This is a genomic window from Saccharothrix lopnurensis (genome assembly GCF_042658445.1).
Taxonomy (GTDB): domain Bacteria; phylum Actinomycetota; class Actinomycetes; order Mycobacteriales; family Pseudonocardiaceae; genus Actinosynnema; species Actinosynnema lopnurensis.
Window position 1 is genome coordinate 1 of sequence record NZ_JBHSQO010000082.1, and the last position, 15,074, is coordinate 15,074.

Below are 15,074 nucleotides of genomic sequence, written 5' to 3' on the forward strand. Positions count from 1 at the left end.
GACAGCGACTCCTGGCGCGCCTCCGGCACCCCCCTGCTCTTCGACAGCAGCGGCAACAAGAAAGCCGCCTACAACTCGGTGCTCTCCGCGCTGAACGGCGGCGTCGACCCCACCGACCCGACCACGACCACCACCACGACCTCGGGTGGCGGGACGCCGGGCGGCTGCACCGCGTCGGCCTCGCTCAACTCCTGGAACGGCGGCTTCGTCGCCACCATCCGGGTCACCGCCGGGTCCTCCGCCATCACCGGCTGGACCGTCACCACCGCCCTGCCCTCCGGCGCCTCCGTCACCAACTCGTGGAACGCCACCCGCAGCGGCACCACCGGCAACGTCCAATGGCGCAACGTCAGCTTCAACGGCAACCTCGGAGCCGGACAGGCCACCGAATTCGGGTTCCAGGGCACCGGCTCCGCCACCGGCCTCACACCCACCTGCACCGCGAGCTGACCGACGGGGCCCGTTGGCGCGGCGATCCCGGTCGCCGCGCCACGGGCCGTCCCGCTGCGGCGTGCGGCGGGCCGAACCCGACCGGGGATTCCGGACCCTTCCCGGGACTACGGGACGTGCCGGTCGACCGCGCCCAGCCGGCGCCGCAGATGGGCGCGCTCCGGCTCGGTGCCGGCCAGGTCGAGCGCCTCGCGGTAGGCGGCGGCGGCCTCGGCGCGCCTGCCGAGCCGGTGCAGCAGGTCGGCGCGGGCGGCCGGGTAGGGGTGGTGGCCGCGCAGCAGCGGTTCCCCGGCCAGCCCGTCGAGCAGCGCCAGGCCCGCCGCCGGGCCGTCGCGCATCGCCACCGCCACGGCCCGGTTCAGCGCGACGACCGGTGACGGCGCGAGCGCCACGAGCACGTCGTAGAGCGCCACGACCTGCGGCCAGTCGGTGTCGGCCAGGCCCGCGGCCTCGTCGTGCAGGGCGGCGATCGCGGCCTGCACCCCGTACGGGCCGGCCGGACCGCCGGTCAGCGAGGTGGTGACCAGGTCGCGGCCCTCGTCGATCATCGGGCGGTCCCACCGGTCGCGGTCCTGCTCCTCCAGCAGCACCAGCTCGCCGCCCGGCCCGGTGCGGGCGGCGCGCCGGGCGTGGACCAGCAGCAGCAGCCCGAGCAGCCCGGCCACCTCCCGCTCACCGGGCAGCAGCCGGCGCAGGATCCGCGCCAGCCGGACGGCCTCCTCGGCCAGGTCGAGCCGCTGGAGGTGGGGGCCGGAGCTGGCCGCGTACCCCTCGGTGAAGATCGAGTACACCACCTGGAGCACGCCGGGCAGCCGCTCGGGCAGCTCGTCCGCGCCGGGCACGCGGAACGGGATGCGGGCCTCGCTGATCTTCTTCTTGGCGCGGGTGATGCGCTTGGCCATCGTCGCCGGCGGCACCAGGAAGGCCCGCGCCACCTCGGGCGTGGTCAACCCGGCCAGGCAGCGCAGGGTCAGCGCGGTGCGGTCCTCGGCCGCGAGCGCCGGGTGGGCGCAGGTGAAGAACAGCTGCAACCGCTCGTCAGGCAGGTCGCCACCGGCCTCCGCGGCGGGCACCGGCCCCGCCCGGTCCGCCTCCACCTGGAGGATCGCCAGCCGCGCCGCGAAGACCTGGTCGCGGCGCAGCCGGTCGACGGCCCGGCGGCGCGCCGTGGTCATCAGCCACGCGCCGGGCTTGGGCGGGACCCCGTCGACCGGCCAGTGCTCCAGCGCCGCCTCGATCGCCTCGGAGGTGACCTCCTCGGCCAGGTCGAGGTCCCCGAACCGGCGGACGAGGGCCGCCAGCAGCCGACCGCGCTCCTCGCGGAACACCGCCTCCACGGACGCGACCGCCGACCCGCCGAGCCGGCCGGTCTCGGTGTCGCCCACCTCGGCTGCCCTGCCCACCTCAGCCGTCTCGCCGGCCTTGCTGGTTGCGCCGGCCTCGCCCACCCCGCTGGCCTCGCCGGCCTCGCCCACCCCGCCCGCCTCGCCCACCTCGCCCGCGCCCACCTCGCCCCCGCCCACCTCGCCCCCGCCCACCTCGCCGACCTTCCCGTCCTCAGCCGCCTTCCCGGCCCCACCGGCCCCGCCGACTCCGGCGACCTCTCCCACCTCAGCCCCCGAAGTCGGCGACCGGCCGAACCACGACCGCCCCGTCCCGAGCACCGGGGCAGCGGGCGGCCCAGTCGAGCGCGGCGTCCAGATCAGGCACGTCGATCACGTAGAAACCGCCGAGCAGCTCCCGGCTCTCGGCGAACGGCCCGTCGGTGACGGTGCGCCGACCGTCCGGCCCGACCCGCACGGTCGTGGCGGTGACCAGATCGGCCAGGGACTCCCCGGAAACGAGGATGCCGGCCTCCCGCACCTGCTGGTCGTAGGCCATCCACTCCTCGACGGAGCACCCGACCGCCCCGCCGTTCTCGTCGGCGGCGCCGGCCATGATCAGCATCATGTACTTCACGGTTCCGAACTCCCTCGGTAGGTCTGCCGTGCGGCAGGGCCGCCGCACGACATCACCACGAACGGAACCGGGTCAAATGGACGCGGTCGCGAAAAAATTCCCCACCGGTCCCGGCCGACCGCGTCCACCGGCGCCCTGACGGGCACGCCGAGCTGGTTCACCACGTGCTGGCCCACCCCACGTCGTGGGAGGAGCCGGGCGCGTCCTGCTGTCCCGGTTCGGTGGCGATGCGGCCGACCTCGCCGGCGACGTTGGACCAGGTCTCGCTGAAGGAGCGGATCACCGGCGGGTCCCCGGCGAACCAGTCCAGCGCCTCCTTCACACGTCCCGCACGTGCGCCAACGGGTCGGTCATCGGTTCCCCCTCCGGTGACACTGCGTTCCGGCCGACGTACTCCAGGTCGCGAGCCCGTCGCCCGCTGTTCGCGAGGTTGCCGAGGCGGGTTGGCCCCGGTGGTCGGCGTCGGGTGGAATGCCCGGTGCGGGGTGGTTGCCCCCTGCGAGACGACTGGTGATCGAGGAGTGGGAGACGCGTGCCGATCCTGGACGAGAAGTTGGGTGACCTTTACGACGAGGTGTTGCGTCGCAACCCCGGCGAGGACGAGTTCCACCAGGCGGTGCGCGAGGTCCTGGACAGCCTCGGCCCGGTGGTGGCCAAGCACCCGGAGTACGCCGACGCGGCGGTGATCCGCCGGTTGTGCGAGCCCGAGCGGCAGATCATCTTCCGGGTCTCCTGGGTGGACGACGCCGGGAACGTGCAGATCAACCGCGGTTTCCGGGTCGAGTTCAACTCGGCGCTCGGGCCGTACAAGGGTGGTCTGCGGTTTCACCCCACCGTGTACCTCGGGATCGTGAAGTTCCTCGGCTTCGAGCAGATCTTCAAGAACTCGCTCACCGGGATGCCCATCGGCGGCGGCAAGGGCGGCTCGGACTTCGACCCGAAGGGCCGCTCCGACGGCGAGGTCATGCGCTTCTGCCAGGCGTTCATGACCGAGCTCTACCGGCACATCGGCGAGCACACCGACGTGCCCGCCGGGGACATCGGGGTCGGCGGCCGGGAGATCGGCTACCTGTTCGGCCAGTACAAGCGCATCACCAACCGCTACGAGTCCGGCGTCCTCACCGGCAAGGGGCTGGCCTGGGGCGGTTCGCAGGTCCGCACGGAAGCCACCGGCTACGGCACCGCGTTCTTCGTCGAGGAGATGCTCAAGACCCGCGGCGACTCGTTCGACGGTAAGGAGGTCGTGGTCTCCGGCTCCGGGAACGTCGCCATCTACGCGGCGGAGAAGGTGCGGCAGCTCGGCGGCTCGGTGATCGCCTGCTCGGACTCCAACGGCTACGTCGTCGACGAGCGGGGGATCGACCTCGACCTGCTCAAGGAGATCAAGGAGCAGCGCCGGGCGCGCATCTCCACCTACGCGGACACCCGGCCCGGCGCCCGGTACGTCGAGGGCGGGTCGGTGTGGGACGTCCCCTGCGAGGTCGCGCTGCCCTGCGCCACGCAGAACGAGCTGAACGGGCGTGACGCCGCCACCCTGATCGGCAACGGGTGCGTCGTCGTCGCCGAGGGCGCCAACATGCCCTGCACCCCGGACGCCGTGCGGTTGTTCGCCGACGCCGGGGTCCTCTTCGCCCCGGGCAAGGCGGCCAACGCGGGTGGCGTGGCCACCAGCGCCCTGGAGATGCAGCAGAACGCGTCCCGGGACTCCTGGAGCTTCAGCCACACCGAACGCCGCCTCGCGGACATCGTGCACGGCATCCACGACCGCTGCCTGGAGGCCGCCGACCTGTACGGCAAGCCCGGGAACTACCTGGCCGGGGCGAACATCGCCGGGTTCATCCAGGTCGCCGACGCGATGCTGGCGCTGGGCGTGATCTGAGCTGCCGCCTGGGGGCTCGTGAAGTGGACCGGTGGTCAACCTCCGCCGGTCGAACCACCTCACCAGGGGAATGACCGCTCGGGCGCCCACCGGCATGATCTTCCCGGAACCGGGAGGGCAGCAAGATCATCAGCACCGAGGTGGAGGTCCGCGCGGCGGTCGCGGACGCGTGCGCGCGGCTCGCCGGCCGGCTGTCCGACGACGCCCTGGCCACCGTGCGGGGGCACCTCGCCGCGGGCGAGCGGGAGTCGGCCGGGTCGGCGCTCGCGCTCGGCCTGGCCCGGCAGGGCGTGGGGATCACCGGCGGGGAACGCGAGTCGCTCCGCCCGTTCCTCGGGGACGCGGACCTCCTCGACGTGCCGGCCGTCGAGGAGGCGCCGCCGGTCCCGTACCGCTTCGGGCCGACCGCGCCCGCCGACGCGGTCGACCCCGGCCGGGCGGACGTCCTCCTGCTCACCAACGCCCGGTACCACGGGGGCCTCTGCCTGCACCGCGCGTGGCGGGAACCGCTGGAGGGCGCGCGTGACACCGCGACCTGGGTGTACCTGCTCCGGGTGGTCGCGGGCACGGACGAGGTGACGGCCTGCTCCGGCCTGGCCTCGCGGTTGCGGACCGTGCTCGGGGAGGAGCACGCGCTGGAGGTCGTCGCCGAGGACCGGCCGCTGCCGCCCTACCAGGCCGCCGCGCTCGACCGGGCGCACCTGGTCTGGACCGCCTGACGCGCGGCCGGCCGGCCGGTGGCGTGTCGGAGGGCACGGTCCGTCACCGGCCGCGTTGGTCCTCATGGGGTACACTGGTGATCACAGGACCGCCTGCTGCCTGCGTCCCGCAGGAGCGCTCCCGCACTTCCCCCGACCCGGTTCCGCGCTGAACCCGGTTCCACGTTCGGGGACGGGGGACACCGGCGGCACCGCGGGTCGCCCGGTCACTCCGCCTCCACGGCTAGTGCACGCCCCCGGCCGCTCGCCCGTGACGGCCCGGCACCGCGACCAGCCCGAGACCGCGACAGCTCCGCACCAGCCCGGCACCCCGGTGACCGGTGCACGGGGCTCGTCACGTCCACCGCCGGCCAGGTCCACCGCCGGCCACCGCCACCGACCAGCCGAGCACACGAACGCTGGGCAGACGGAGTCCACATGACACAGACCGGACCGCTCAACCCCCTCCCCGCCAACGCCGTCCGCCCCGCCAACGTCGTCGCCCTCCGCAGCCGGACCGGCACCGACCCGGTGCGGCGCCCGCGCAGCACCACCGCCACGAGGCCCCGCTCCTCGGACGACCCGCTGCCCGGTGTCGCCGCACCCCGCCGGCCGTCCGCGCCGAACGACGGCGCGCACGTCCTGGCGCGAGCGCTGCGCGACTACGTGTGGGCGGTGGCCGAAGCGGTCGGTGTGCCCCGCGACGGCACCACGTGCGAGGTCACGGACACGGCCACCGCGTACCTCGCCCTGGGTTGCCGCTCCGCCGACCACCCGGACCACGACGTCATGCTGGTCTGGAGCGCCTCGCAGGGCTGGTCGGTCCTGGTCGAGACCTCGCCCGCCGAGCCGCCGGTCGTGCTCGCCCGGTCGACCGACGACCTGGTCCCGGCCCCGGAGGCGGTGGCGCGCTTCGTCACCGACTCGATCACCCGACGCGGAACAGGACGACCCCCGGTGGCCCTCCCGTCGCACGCGGACTGGTCCGACCTGGCCCAGCGCATGGAGCACTTCGCCTCGGCGTCCTGATCACCTCCCCCCGCACCTCGAAATCCGTCACCTGAATCACAGGGAACCCCATGGCACCGACAAAAACCCACCCGATCACCGACACCCCGAGCATGGTTCACCCGGTCGTGTTCAGCCATCCCGACGACGACCGGGCCGTTCCCCGGCAGCTGCGCGCCACGCCGTCCGCGCCGTTCGAGCCGCTGCCCACGCCGGACGAGGTCTGAAGAAGGTCTGAGAACGACGAAGGGCGGACACGGTGACCGTGTCCGCCCTTCTCGTCATCGGTGCGTCAGAGGACCCGGGACGACCGGGCCCGCGGCCCCTCGTTGTCGCTGGACCACGTGACGGTTCGCCAGGTCATCGACGTAGTTCGCCGGTCGACCGGGCGTCAGGAGCATCCCGGTGAGAGCCGTCCACGTCGTGCGGCGCGGCAGCGGCGTCCAGCTTCCGGCCCGACAGGCCCAGCATGGACAGCAGTTCCCGGCAGTCGCCCACGTCGTTCGAGTGCTGCGCCACGGTGAGGGCGGCCCGGACGCGCTGGCCGGCCTCCGCCCGGTCGGTGGCGGCCCTGGCCTCGGTGAAGTTGACCGCGGCGCCCCGGTTCTTCGTGGGCGGACTGGTCCACGTCATGACAGCCCCTTTTCCGCTGAGGACGGTTCCCGACGCGCGGCGCGGCCGGAGGCGTTGACCCCGGACCAGGCGCGCCCGCGAGCCGTGGAGATCAGGGAAAGTGGTCTGACGAACTGGTGATCCGGCGACAAGCCGGTGCTCCCGTCCCCGGCCGGACAACCACCGGACCGGACTGGGTTGGGGAACCGCGACGGCGGGCGTGCCGCAACTGGTGTCCCAACCCGAGTGACTCTACCTCAGGGAACGCGGGCGCGGGTGGGTGCGACCCAGTACGGTCGTCACATGTCGGAACAAGCCGGTGGTCCTGCCGTGGGCCCCACGCTGGCGGAGTGGCGCAGGGCCCGCGAGGAGACCGAACAGCACCTGACCACCGGGGCGACACCGCCGGTCGACGCGGAGTGGGTGCAGCGGCTGGCCGACCTGCTGGCCACCGAGCGGTCGTGGCAGGACCAGTACACCGACCTCATCGCCCTGGGCAGCAGCGGCGGGCGGTTCCCCTCGTCCAACCGCTGACGACGGGCCTCCGGAAAGCCGAGGACGTCGCCGGTCGAGTGGGGCCCACCGTCCGTTCCCGGGAGTTCACACCCGACCTACCCGCGAGGCCGCCGCCCGTCGGGGGAGTGGTTCGCGGTGGCAGGGCAGAGCAGCCCCACCACCGAATCCACGATCCACGCCGTCCGGGCATCGCGAACACCGACATCGCCCACCACTCGGCCAACGCGGTGCGCGAACGTCTCCGCCGGTACGGGTGCCCGTCCTGAACAGGAGGCGTACCCGGTCATGGTCATCGCCGACCTCTCCTGCCTGCCGCGCTCTGCGGAAGCCCGTTCCCGTGAGGATCATGCCGCAGGTCCCCGAAAAGGGAATTCGCTCGATCCGGTGGTCCGGCAACGACCGGTGGACCACCGGTCCGGTGTCAACGCGTCCCGGAGCCGGTCCGGACGACCAGGGCCTCCGACAGCCGACAGGGGCGCTCCACCGGCAGCAGGGCGGCAGCCTCCTCGTCATGACCAGCCGCGACCAGCCCTCCCACCGCGCGCATCACGTCGGTGACGTCCGTGATCGCGGTGATCCACTCCTCCACGTAGCGCCGCACCGCCTCCCCCCGCAAACCGATTTGGAGGGACCGGTGCCCCAACGGCCGGTGCCGCAGGTCCCGTGCCTTGAATGGGTCCACACCCGCAACGACGGCCACCGCCGTCGGCGCAGAGCCTCCCCGGCAGCAGGCGCGGCCGAACCCGCTCAGACCGCCTTCGTGAACGGGCCGCGCCACCTGCCCGGAGCCGGGTTCGCGACAGGAGCCGAGAGGGAGCGCAGCGCCTGGTCCGAGATCCACCCTGTCCGACCGTCGCGGACGCCTGTCCCGGTCACCGCCCGACCAACTCGACGCGGGAACACATCTCCCGACGGGGGAACACCTGCCACGCAAGGCTTTTTCCCGGACATGCCCACCACCGCCCTCACTGCTCGCGCACCTGCGCGAACGTCGGATTCCGGGAACATCATGCCGATGATCGTCGCAACAGGCATTTCCCCGATGTGGTGGTCCAAGCGGGGTGGTTGACCACCGGGCCAGGAATGACGTGGTTCTCGGACGGTCCGGTGAAGCGCTGAAGGCGCCCGGTCGTGGCGAGCGGTACGACAGACCCACCGCGACCGAGTCGGAGGAGCTGCGCCGGCTGCGCAAGGAGAACGCGGAACTGAAGCGCGCCAACGAGATCCTCAAGGCCGCGTCCGTCGAGATCGCCGACGTCCACATCGCCTCCGGCGGCACCTGCGGCGGTCCGCGGGTTGCGGCGCCGGGGCGTTCGTGTCGCGCAAGCGGGTCGAGCGGTTGATGCTTCAGGCCGGCCCGTAGGGCGCGTTCCTGCGCAAACGCTGGCGCGTCCCCTCGTCCGGGCGGGACCCGCGGTCCGCGCCGGCGCCCGACCGGGTGAACCGGGACTTCACCGCACCCGCGCCGGACCGGCTGTGGGTCGCCGACGCGGCCCGGATCCGCACCGGCGAGGGCGCCTTCTGGCTCGCGGCCGTGCGCGACGCGTTCTCCGACCCGATCGTGGGCCGGCAGACCGGCGACTCCCACGACAATGCCCTGGTGGAGAACTCCTTCTCCAGGCTGAAGATCGAACCGGTCCATCGACGCTCCTGGCGCACGCGTGACGAGGCCGAGAACGAACTGTTCGCCTGCATCGACGGGTTCTACAACACCGAGCGCATCCAGAAAGACCTCGGCCAGCTCAGCCCCGACGAGCACGAAGCCGCCCGGCACACCACCCAGGCCGACCTGGCTACGACCCCGGCATCACCCACCGCAGCCAGGTGACAACCGCCTCGCGTTGTCGGGGGACCTCACCGGGTTGAGCATCGGGGTAGGCGGAGGTGGCATCTTCGCGTTGTACCTGGCGTGGCGACGCAGCGCGCCATCGAGATCGGGCTGGTGCAGGAGGAACGCGACCAGGCCCACGTCGCCCGCGCCTGCGAACCGCAACGAGAGACTGCTGAGCGCACCCGTCAGCACGCTAAACGTGTCGCGGCCACAACTGAACGCGACGCTGAAGCTCGTCGGACCACCGATCTCTGTGCGGAGTCGGTGGAGCAGTTCGGATCAGACAAGGCCGCAGTTCACCACGGTGGCCTTTACGCCCTGGAGCGCCTTGCGCAGGATCACCCCGATAACCCGGCCCCGAGCCAGACCGCGGTCGACCTCCTCTGTGCTCAACTCCGCGCACCCTTCGACCTCCCCGGTGACCCGTCTGGCGTGAACGCCGATCAGACCGCCCGCGACGAGCACCGCGAACGAGTCCGGGGGTGCGAGGTCCGGCTAACCGCCCAACGCATCCTCGCCATGCTGTGAGTCTTGGCAGCGATGTGACCGCCCTACGGCGCCCTTCTGGGCAGATACCGACTTCGGCCTCACTGCCGCAGACCTCATCGACCAGAACCTGATCGGCTGCCTGCTGTGCAACGCGCTGTTCCGTCGGATCACATTCATCGGGGGCGCCTTGCTCGACGGAACGACGTTCATCGGGAACGCCTAGTTCCGCGGTGCGACGTTCCGTCGTCACTCTCCAGTCGAATCTTTGTGCTCTATATGGCCTACCGGACGGCAGTATTCGTCTCGGCGAGAAGGGGTGCTGTTGCAGGTGAGACAGATGAGGCAGCAGCGCCACCCTGGTGCGAGTGCTATGGTGAGCTGGTACTTATCCGCATCAGGAGGGCGGTGCGGCTACCGAGTGAATTGAATCGATCTCGATCATTCATGACCACATGCGGTTGTAACGGCCTTGAAGTGATCACAGCGTTGGGGAAGCGAGAGCCGCTACCGCGAGAGCCTGCCGTAGTGCCCGGCACAGCTCCGCCCTGGCGACTCTCTACGGCCACCTCAGAACCCCGCGTACGGTCCTGTACGAAGATCGATCACTCCGCCACCGTTGGACACCGGATGTCCGCAGCCGTCAAGCCGGCGGAGTCCGGAGGCGGTCCAGAGGACCGACAGTACATGCCTAGTGTTGAGCCCCTGAGCTTTTGCAGCGTCTCGAAGGCTGTCTTATTGAAGGCCAGCTCCGATGCAATGGCAAATGATCCTATTTCACTTCCAACAGCGGACAACGAGGAGTGGGATGAAAGAAATGCTGTGGGGCATCGGCGGTATTATGGGCGGGTTTGCCCTATCGGTTCTGTGGTGGTACTTCGTAACGCACGTGTTAGCGCCTAGTCTGAATTTTAGCAAGCAAGTGGGGAGGCTCACCAGTGTTGAAGGCAGGAGCGTCTACCGAATAAAAGTCAAGAATGTGGGACGTCGGGCAGTGATCGACCTGACGGTTTCGGTGACTATGCATTTTCGCGGCATCTCCTTGTATCAAGATAAAGAAGCCGGGAATAACCTGGTCCAATTTGATATACCCGTCTCGGTTCCTTACTCTGTTTATCTCCGTCCTGGCAGGAACAGGATACTTCGTATCGACTTCTCGGAGGCGATGAACGAATTTTCTCGCGGTGAAAGCACGTCTACCGGCAGACTTTTGGTGAAGTCGCTTTATCCGGTTGAATCCCAGTGGATTTCTGTAACTTTTGAGTCACTGCTCAGGCAGAGTCGTGGCTCCTACTTCACGGCAAGTGTTTTGTGTTACGACGAGTGGAGTGGCGCTAGAAAAGTATTCATTTCCCCAAGTTACGGTGTTGACGACATAGTTCCGGGGGTGTTCAACGAATTGGATATAAAACCTGATATCCCTAAGTGACGCCAAGGTCAGGTGCGCCGTGGCGCTGGCCAAGCACAACCTGTCCCTACTGATCGAAGGGGCGGTTCCGCCGCCTACAAGGGCCTCTACGCGCTGCTGCTCAAGGTGGGGCCCGTGGACTGGGCCACCGGCTCGGACATGTCCGACGAGAACTACTTCGACAACGCGGTCGACATCCACCACGTCTTTCCCAAGGCGTGGTGCGAGAAGCAGGGCATCAGCCCCGCCGAGTACAACTCCATCCTCAACAAGACACCGCTGACGGCTCGAACCAACCGCCTCATCGGCGGCCGAGCCCCTTCCGTCTACCTGCGTGGACTGGTCAGGCCCGCGGACACCACGCCGGAACAGATCGACCGGAACGTGCAATCACACCTGATCTCGGCCGCCGACCTGCGCAACGACGACTTCACCGCCGCGATGACCGCCCGACAGGAGGCTCTGCTCAGTCTCATCGGCAAGGCCATGGGCAAGGACGCACAGATCGACACCGAGTAGTGGGGTGCGGCTCGATCGTCGCGCCATCGCGTTTCCGCGGGGACGACGGGTCTCCTTCACTCGCCAGTGGAGCGTCGCCGTCCATTCCGGCACATCCACCCGCCACGCCGCCGGGGTGGATGTGCCGGAGAGGTGACATCGGCATCATGGGTGGCCCTCACCCCATCCCAGGGAGCCCTGCTGTGATCGTGTCCTCGGTGATGACCGACCACCCCTCCTGGTTGTCGGCAGGGGAGACCGCCTACCGCGCCGTCCGTTCCGGAGGTTCCACCTGGGTGCTGACTTACGCACCCGAAGGAACCGGCACCTGCCGAACAGAGGCCCGCCTCACGTGCGGCGAGGGAGACGCACCCGTGCTCGACGTCGTTGATCCCGCCGGGCTGACCGGTCCCGATGACGTGGTGGACGCACTGCGTGCGGCGGGCACGGTGGGGCGCTGGCGCAACCCGGACCTGTGGGACGCCCTGGCGACGTCCATCGTCCGACAGGTGATCCGGGCGGGTCAGGCCCGCAAGCTCTACCGCGCGTTCTGCCGGGCTCACGGCGAAGCGGTCACCACCCCGCATGGCCCGACCTGGCTGTTCCCGACACCGGAGGCCGTTCTGGCACTCCCGGACGACGAGTTCACCGCCCTGGGGATGGCGTTCAAGCGCCGTCCGCTGAAGGCCGCTGCCGAGGCGGTGCTGGAGGTCGGCCCGAAGTGGGGCGAACTCGACCCGGCCGCCCTGCGGGACGAGGTGCAGGGCGTGCCGCGCATCGGCCCGTGGACCGCGGGTGCGACCGTCGCGGACCTGACCAACGACTACGCGCTGTACCCGTACGCCGATCTGGCGGTGCGCACCTGGGCGGACCGCCTCCCGACCGGGCGAACCTGGCCCGAAACCGAACCGGAGTTCGCCCGCCGCTGGGCACGGTTGGCGGGCAAGGACCTGTCCGCCTGGACGCTGCTCACACTCGCATGGGGAGTACGTCATGCCAACACCTCGGGAGCCGTTGCCATCTGACCCATCAGCAGCGCTGATCACGGGCGCAGACCTCCGGCACCCGCTGGATGCCCTGTTCGTCAACGCGCCGCTGCGCGACTACGCCGAGCGGCCCCGCGTCAACGACTTCACCCTGCCCGTGCTCGGCATGGGCTACCTGGCCACCTACGCCGCCGCACAGGGCTTCACCGTCGGAGTCTTGGACGCCGAGGCCCACGGCCTGGGTATCGACCACACGATCGACATCGTCAACCGGGCCGCACCACGCTGGGTCGGATTCAACCTGCTCGCCCCGACCTACCAGGTCAGCGCCCGCATCGCCGCCGCCCTCGACCCGGCCGTCAAGGTCATGCTGGGCGGCCACCAGGCCAAGGCGATGCCCGTCGAGATCCTCACCGACCCGCGCATGTCCCGCTGTGAAGCCCTCGTGCTCGGTGAAGGCGAGACCCGGGTTGCCACTCTCCTGGACGACCACAGATCACGTACCGAACTGCCCGGCGTGATGTGGCTGGACCCGATCTTGAAGCACCCGGTCACCGGCGGCATCCCCGGCAACGCCCACCACCTCGCCCCGGACGTGGACGCCCTGCCCTTCGTCGACCGCCGCTACCTCGCCCAGGACCCGCACCACGAGGCAGGCCGGTGGGAGGCGAACATGGTCGGCGCCCGCGGCTGCCCCTACGACTGCTCGTTCTGCGGCGCGGCGGTCTCCGCCAACCCCGACATCACCATCCGCACCCGCGACCCGCACAACATCCTCGCCGAGATGCACCAGCTCCGGGACACCGGCGTGACCGCGTTCCGCTTCGTCGACGACCTGTTCCTCGGCGCACGACGGGTCATCGACCACATGATGGGCGCCTTCACCACCGAGCGCGTCGGCGACTGGGCCGTCTGGGACGCCACCGGCCGGATCAACGTCCTGCACCGCGCCGGCAACCACACCCTCGACACCCTCGCCCGCAACGGCCTGCGCGAAGTGGCACTGGGCATCGAATCGGGGAGCGAACGCGTGCTCACGCTGATCGACAAGCGCATCGACCCCGACATGACCAAGACCGTCGTCCGCCGCCTGACCGAACGCGGCATCAACGTCAAGGGCTACTTCATCCTCGGCTTCCCCACCGAAACCCCAGCCGAGATCACCGCCACCGTCCGCCTGGTGCACGACCTGTGGGACCTCACCGACCCACTACCGGGGCGGTTCCGCGCCTCGGCCTTCGAGTACCGCCCCTACCCCGGCACCCCCGACTGGCACCGCCTCCTCGCCACCGGCCGCTACACCACCGGCCAGCTGCTCGACTACAGCGCGGTCAACCTCACCGACGCCGGAGTCGACGAGTCCATGCGGGAGCGCAACGAGTTCAACTTCTCGGTCAACCTGCAACTCTCCGAAGCGCCCATCGACCACGTCCGCGCCCAACTCGTCGCCCTGACCCGCGAACAACACGCCCGGAAAGCCACAACGGCATGACCGGCCACCGCGGCCTCTTCGTGACCATCGACGGCCCGGGAGGCGCGGGCAAGAGCACCATCACCCGCCATCTGCACCACCACCTCACCAACCAGGGCCGCACCGTCCACACCACCACCGAGCCGTCCCACGACCAACTCGGCGAGATCGCCCGCCACGGCACCGACACCTACTCCGGACACGCCCTGGCCTGCCTGGTGGCAGCCGACCGCTACCACCACCTGACCACCGAGATCCGCCCACGACTCGCCGCTGGCAGGATCGTGCTGTGCGACCGCTACGTCGCCTCCTCCTACGTGCTGCAACGCATGGACGGCGTCCCGGTCGACTTCATCGAAGCCCTCAACGCGGCCGCCGACATCCCCGACCTCGCCGTCATCCTCACCGCCGACCCGGAAGTCACCGCCCGACGCATTCACGAGCGCGGCGCGCACAGCCGCTTCGAAGCCGGCATCACCACCAGCCGGACGGAAGCAGAGCTGTACGCCGACACCACCCACCGCCTCACCCGACACGGCTACCCAATACTCACGATCGACACGACGAAAAGCGCAACAGAGCAGGTAATCCGCATGATCGCCAAACGAATCGCACAACTGACGGCCGGTCCACCCGGCGAATCACACACCACGTAAGCTGCGCCGGGTCCTGAACCGAGTGAACAACCGACGAGGACCCATGGCCGACCGACACCTGATCGACGTCCACCTCCTCCTCGTCCGCGACGACGACGTACTGCTCACCCGCCGCCGCGACACCAACCCGCTCTTCGACGGCCTCTGGCACCTGCCCTCCGGCAAGCTCGACGCGGGCGAGTCCGTCCTCGACGCCGCCGTCCGCGAAGCCGACGAAGAAGTCGGCGTCCACATCAACCACACCGACCTGCGCCTGGTCCACACCCTGCACGTCAACGGCTCGGGCCCCGAACCCCGCCTCGGCCTCTTCTTCGAAGCCCGTCGCTGGACCGGCACACCGACGAACCGAGAACCCGACAAGTGCTCCGCGGTCCGCTGGTTCCCCTTCGACGCCCTGCCCGACCGGCTCATCGACTACCCGGCCGCCGGCATCCACGCCTACCGTGCCGCCGCCACCTTCGGTATCCGAGGCTGGGCCAGGCACGCAGCAGCGCTCTAAGTAGCCGTTCCGAGCTACTGGTGTTGGGTGAGTCGGCGGCTGGTGATGCGGATCATGGACCAGCGGACCATGGCCTCGTGGTGGTGGGGTAGTCGTTCGTAGTCGCGGACGCAGCGG

At 70.1% G+C, this 15,074-nt stretch carries 20 protein-coding genes; 15 read left to right on the forward strand and 5 right to left on the reverse strand.

The features are described from left to right. Positions 1–450, forward strand: a 450-nt coding sequence (locus ACFP3R_RS37005) for a cellulose binding domain-containing protein (RefSeq protein WP_380643607.1), incomplete at its 5' end; no start/stop codon positions are given. A gap of 107 nt (positions 451–557) precedes the next feature. Here ACFP3R_RS37005 and ACFP3R_RS37010 read toward each other — a convergent pair. The 3 genes from ACFP3R_RS37010 to ACFP3R_RS37020 all read right to left on the reverse strand — a co-directional run bounded on the left by ACFP3R_RS37010 (position 558) and on the right by ACFP3R_RS37020 (position 2,731). Then, the gene (locus tag ACFP3R_RS37010) at positions 558–1,778 is read right to left on the reverse strand and encodes an RNA polymerase sigma factor (RefSeq protein ID WP_380643643.1); all 1,221 of its coding nucleotides are present in this window, start codon (positions 1,776–1,778) and stop codon (positions 558–560) included. Positions 1,779–2,061: 283 nt separating this feature from the next. Then, a complete protein-coding gene (locus tag ACFP3R_RS37015; RefSeq protein WP_380643609.1) occupies positions 2,062–2,409 on the reverse strand; it encodes a YciI family protein in 348 nt (115 codons plus the stop codon). A 157-nt stretch (positions 2,410–2,566) separates the two neighbouring features. After that, positions 2,567–2,731, reverse strand: coding sequence for a hypothetical protein (locus ACFP3R_RS37020; protein ID WP_380643611.1), 165 nt, complete (start codon positions 2,729–2,731; stop codon positions 2,567–2,569). Between the two features lie 216 nt (positions 2,732–2,947). Between ACFP3R_RS37020 and gdhA the strand changes: the two genes are divergently transcribed. From gdhA to ACFP3R_RS37040, 4 genes are all read left to right on the forward strand, one after another. Then, the gene (gene gdhA, locus ACFP3R_RS37025) at positions 2,948–4,288 is read left to right on the forward strand and encodes an NADP-specific glutamate dehydrogenase (RefSeq protein ID WP_465270008.1); all 1,341 of its coding nucleotides are present in this window, start codon (positions 2,948–2,950) and stop codon (positions 4,286–4,288) included. A gap of 140 nt (positions 4,289–4,428) precedes the next feature. Then, positions 4,429–5,007 (forward strand): hypothetical protein, encoded by a 579-nt coding sequence (locus tag ACFP3R_RS37030; protein ID WP_380643615.1) that lies wholly within the window; start codon positions 4,429–4,431, stop codon positions 5,005–5,007. 417 nt (positions 5,008–5,424) lie between these two features. After that, positions 5,425–6,015 carry a DUF6292 family protein gene (locus ACFP3R_RS37035; RefSeq protein WP_380643616.1) on the forward strand — a complete coding sequence of 197 codons (591 nt, stop codon included), beginning with the start codon at positions 5,425–5,427 and terminating at the stop codon, positions 6,013–6,015. 50 nt (positions 6,016–6,065) lie between these two features. Further along, complete coding sequence (locus tag ACFP3R_RS37040) at positions 6,066–6,221, forward strand: hypothetical protein (RefSeq protein ID WP_380643619.1); 156 nt, start codon at positions 6,066–6,068, stop codon at positions 6,219–6,221. A gap of 133 nt (positions 6,222–6,354) precedes the next feature. On the opposite strand, the gene ACFP3R_RS37045 is transcribed toward ACFP3R_RS37040, so the two are convergent. Next, the gene (locus ACFP3R_RS37045) at positions 6,355–6,627 is read right to left on the reverse strand and encodes a hypothetical protein (RefSeq protein WP_380643621.1); all 273 of its coding nucleotides are present in this window, start codon (positions 6,625–6,627) and stop codon (positions 6,355–6,357) included. Positions 6,628–6,909: 282 nt separating this feature from the next. On the opposite strand from ACFP3R_RS37045, the gene ACFP3R_RS37050 reads away from it, so the two are divergent. Further along, positions 6,910–7,140 (forward strand): hypothetical protein, encoded by a 231-nt coding sequence (locus ACFP3R_RS37050; protein ID WP_380643623.1) that lies wholly within the window; start codon positions 6,910–6,912, stop codon positions 7,138–7,140. A 403-nt stretch (positions 7,141–7,543) separates the two neighbouring features. Here the strand turns inward: ACFP3R_RS37050 and ACFP3R_RS37055 are convergent, their stop codons facing one another. Next, on the reverse strand, positions 7,544–8,278 hold the full coding sequence (locus ACFP3R_RS37055; protein WP_380643646.1) for a DUF4291 family protein: 735 nt from the start codon (positions 8,276–8,278) through the stop codon (positions 7,544–7,546). Here ACFP3R_RS37055 and ACFP3R_RS37060 point away from each other — a divergent pair. The 9 genes from ACFP3R_RS37060 (at position 8,184) to ACFP3R_RS37100 (ending at position 14,957) form a co-directional block, all read left to right on the forward strand. After that, on the forward strand, positions 8,184–8,465 hold the full coding sequence (locus ACFP3R_RS37060) for a hypothetical protein (protein ID WP_380643648.1): 282 nt from the start codon (positions 8,184–8,186) through the stop codon (positions 8,463–8,465). The two genes, ACFP3R_RS37055 and ACFP3R_RS37060, sit on opposite strands and share 95 nt — an antisense overlap. Positions 8,466–8,560: 95 nt before the next feature. Next, a complete protein-coding gene (locus tag ACFP3R_RS37065; RefSeq protein WP_380643626.1) occupies positions 8,561–8,950 on the forward strand; it encodes an IS3 family transposase in 390 nt (129 codons plus the stop codon). A gap of 81 nt (positions 8,951–9,031) precedes the next feature. After that, positions 9,032–9,481 carry a hypothetical protein gene (locus ACFP3R_RS37070; RefSeq protein ID WP_380643628.1) on the forward strand — a complete coding sequence of 150 codons (450 nt, stop codon included), beginning with the start codon at positions 9,032–9,034 and terminating at the stop codon, positions 9,479–9,481. A 766-nt stretch (positions 9,482–10,247) separates the two neighbouring features. Then, positions 10,248–10,868: a hypothetical protein gene (locus ACFP3R_RS37075; RefSeq protein ID WP_380643630.1), complete on the forward strand. Its 621-nt coding sequence runs from the start codon at positions 10,248–10,250 to the stop codon at positions 10,866–10,868. A 114-nt stretch (positions 10,869–10,982) separates the two neighbouring features. Then, the gene (locus ACFP3R_RS37080) at positions 10,983–11,366 is read left to right on the forward strand and encodes a hypothetical protein (RefSeq protein ID WP_380643632.1); all 384 of its coding nucleotides are present in this window, start codon (positions 10,983–10,985) and stop codon (positions 11,364–11,366) included. Between the two features lie 182 nt (positions 11,367–11,548). Further along, positions 11,549–12,370 carry a DNA glycosylase family protein gene (locus ACFP3R_RS37085; RefSeq protein ID WP_380643634.1) on the forward strand — a complete coding sequence of 274 codons (822 nt, stop codon included), beginning with the start codon at positions 11,549–11,551 and terminating at the stop codon, positions 12,368–12,370. Further along, a complete protein-coding gene (locus tag ACFP3R_RS37090) occupies positions 12,360–13,823 on the forward strand; it encodes a B12-binding domain-containing radical SAM protein (protein ID WP_380643636.1) in 1,464 nt (487 codons plus the stop codon). Before ACFP3R_RS37085 ends, ACFP3R_RS37090 begins: the two co-directional genes overlap by 11 nt. Further along, positions 13,820–14,458 (forward strand): dTMP kinase, encoded by a 639-nt coding sequence (gene tmk / locus ACFP3R_RS37095; protein WP_380643639.1) that lies wholly within the window; start codon positions 13,820–13,822, stop codon positions 14,456–14,458. Before ACFP3R_RS37090 ends, tmk begins: the two co-directional genes overlap by 4 nt. A 43-nt stretch (positions 14,459–14,501) precedes the next feature. Continuing rightward, positions 14,502–14,957, forward strand: coding sequence for an NUDIX hydrolase (locus ACFP3R_RS37100; RefSeq protein WP_380643641.1), 456 nt, complete (start codon positions 14,502–14,504; stop codon positions 14,955–14,957). Positions 14,958–15,074 lie beyond the last annotated feature (117 nt).